At 35.2% G+C, this 2,628-nt stretch carries 2 protein-coding genes; both read left to right on the forward strand.

Annotated elements, in window-relative coordinates:
- The first annotated feature begins 401 nt into the window (after window positions 1-401).
- Window positions 402-1,070 (forward strand): cytochrome b6, encoded by a 669-nt coding sequence (gene petB / locus AFK68_RS02585; RefSeq protein ID WP_094671387.1) that lies wholly within the window; start codon window positions 402-404, stop codon window positions 1,068-1,070.
- Window positions 1,071-1,128: 58 nt separating this feature from the next.
- Window positions 1,129-1,611, forward strand: a complete 483-nt coding sequence (petD, locus tag AFK68_RS02590) for a cytochrome b6-f complex subunit IV (protein WP_094671389.1) — start codon at window positions 1,129-1,131, stop codon at window positions 1,609-1,611.
- Window positions 1,612-2,628 lie beyond the last annotated feature (1,017 nt).

Consider the following 2,628-nt stretch of genomic DNA (forward strand, 5'->3'; position numbering starts at 1 on the left):
ATATAATTATGTGGTTTGATAAAATTTCTATGATAATAGAAAATCATTTCAAATATCAAGCCATACAAAAATTGCCACCTTATCTGAAATATATCTACAAATTATGTTAAATTTTTTTACTATAGGGTAGGCAAGGAAAAATATTTATTTTTTTGTTAAAGAATATACTTGCTGCTTGATTCCTGTGTCAGTTGGTATGATATTTGTATTGCTGATTCAAGGGTCGATGTAAGTATATCTTCCTAACTACCCAAAAACTTAATTCATTAAACAAGCGGTCAGCACTAAGCACTCAGCAGTCAGGAAGCAGGGAATTTTAACCCAAGAAAACCTGATAGCTCAATGCTAAAAGCTGATAGCTAGTTAATAAACAGCAATATTCATCTAGGATTTTTGACTTAATGTTCACAAAACAGGTAACTGATTCACCCGCTTATAAGTGGTTTGACGAACGCTTAGAAATTCAAGCTATCTCAGACGATATTTCTAGCAAATATGTTCCACCCCATGTAAATATTTTCTACTGCTTGGGTGGAATTACTCTAGTTTGCTTCCTAATCCAGTTTGCTACTGGATTTGCTATGACTTTCTACTACAAGCCAACAGTAACAGAAGCATTAGCATCAGTCCAATACATTATGACTGAAGTTAACTTTGGTTGGCTAATTCGTTCCATCCACCGTTGGTCTGCCAGTATGATGGTGTTGATGATGATTCTTCATGTTTTCCGGGTTTACCTCACAGGTGGTTTCAAAAAGCCCCGGGAATTAACTTGGGTAACAGGGGTAGTTATGGCCGTAATTACTGTTAGCTTTGGGGTGACTGGTTATTCCTTACCTTGGGACCAAATTGGTTACTGGGCGGTAAAAATTGTGTCTGGTGTACCCGATGCAATTCCATTTGTTGGTCCGTTCATTGTAGAACTGATGCGTGGTAGTACAAGTGTTGGTCAAGCAACTCTAACTCGTTTCTACAGTCTTCATACTTTTGTATTACCTTGGCTAATTGCAGTATTTATGTTATTGCACTTCTTAATGATTCGTAAGCAAGGCATCTCTGGACCTTTGTAAGTTAAGCTATCAATAATCAAATACTAGCTCTCAGTTTTTACGGAGAAAAAAATAAATTATGTCCACTTTAAAAAAGCCGGATCTTAGCGATCCTAAATTAAGAGCTAAGTTAGCTCAAGGTATGGGTCACAACTACTATGGTGAACCTGCTTGGCCTAATGATTTGCTCTATATTTTCCCAGTAGTAATTGTGGGTACATTTGCTTTGTGTGTAGGTTTAGCTGTGTTAGATCCTGCTATGGTTGGTGAACCAGCAGATCCATTTGCTACTCCTCTAGAAATTTTGCCTGAGTGGTATTTCTGGCCAGTTTTCCAGATTTTGCGTACTGTACCTAATAAATTGTTGGGTATTGTGGCAATGGCTTCTATTCCTTTAGGATTAATGTTGGTTCCTTTCATTGAAAGTGTTAATAAGTTCCAAAATCCTTTCCGTCGTCCTGTAGCTACTGCTGTATTCTTGTTTGGTACTGCTGTTACTTTGTGGTTAGGTATTGGTGCTACTTTACCAATTGATATCTCCTTAACTCTTGGTTTATTCTAAGACTTTGGATATCTGAATTCTAAGACTTGGATATCTAAATAAAATTTTAGCAAAAAAATCGGTCTAAAGCTCCGCCTTTCTAGGGGGGGCTTTTTTCTGTTTTCAAGTGTGGAATAATGGCGTTGGTAAATATAGAATATTATAGAAAATAGTTATTAAACTCAAGGAAAAATGCACTTTCGCTCATGCCAATCTTCAGGGCAAAAAAAATATTATCGTTCTCCACGATTATGGACATTAAGCAAGTTGAATCTNGGATATCTGAATTCTAAGACTTGGATATCTAAATAAAATTTTAGCAAAAAAATCGGTCTAAAGCTCCGCCTTTCTAGGGGGGGCTTTTTTCTGTTTTCAAGTGTGGAATAATGGCGTTGGTAAATATAGAATATTATAGAAAATAGTTATTAAACTCAAGGAAAAATGCACTTTCGCTCATGCCAATCTTCAGGGCAAAAAAAATATTATCGTTCTCCACGATTATGGACATTAAGCAAGTTGAATCTCCTACCCCCAAAGTATATCACCCTAAAGTTAAACAACTATAGACTTCTTGCAGAAGTCAGGGAATAGGGAATAGGGAATAGGGGGGATGAAATTGTTGATTTTATATCTTGAAATTGATTTAATTAAAATTTTGGCAAGAGGTCTTATGTCTCAAAATTTATTTTAATGGTATGGGATTTAGGGCTATAGCTAGATTCAACAATTAATAATTAATAATTAATTATTACCTCTTCTGTAATAGAAGGATTGACTAAAAGCATTTTTTTCTTTTTTCTCTATGAATGGAGAGGCTTTAGACCTTGATTTTTCGGTAACTCAAATCAATCATGCAAACATCATGGCGTTGGGTTAAGCAAGGGATAGAAGCATTATAGCCCCAAACCTTTCTTTGTTTTATCTGGGCTAATCATAGTTTCCTACTGTTTCAATTTCCAAGTTTAAAGTTATTTTTAGTTATGAATATGAATGATACTAACTTTTCGGAAATTATAAATTATTTACAACGTGATAGTC

Source organism: Hydrocoleum sp. CS-953, from assembly GCF_002260545.1.
Lineage (GTDB): Bacteria > Cyanobacteriota > Cyanobacteriia > Cyanobacteriales > Microcoleaceae > Trichodesmium.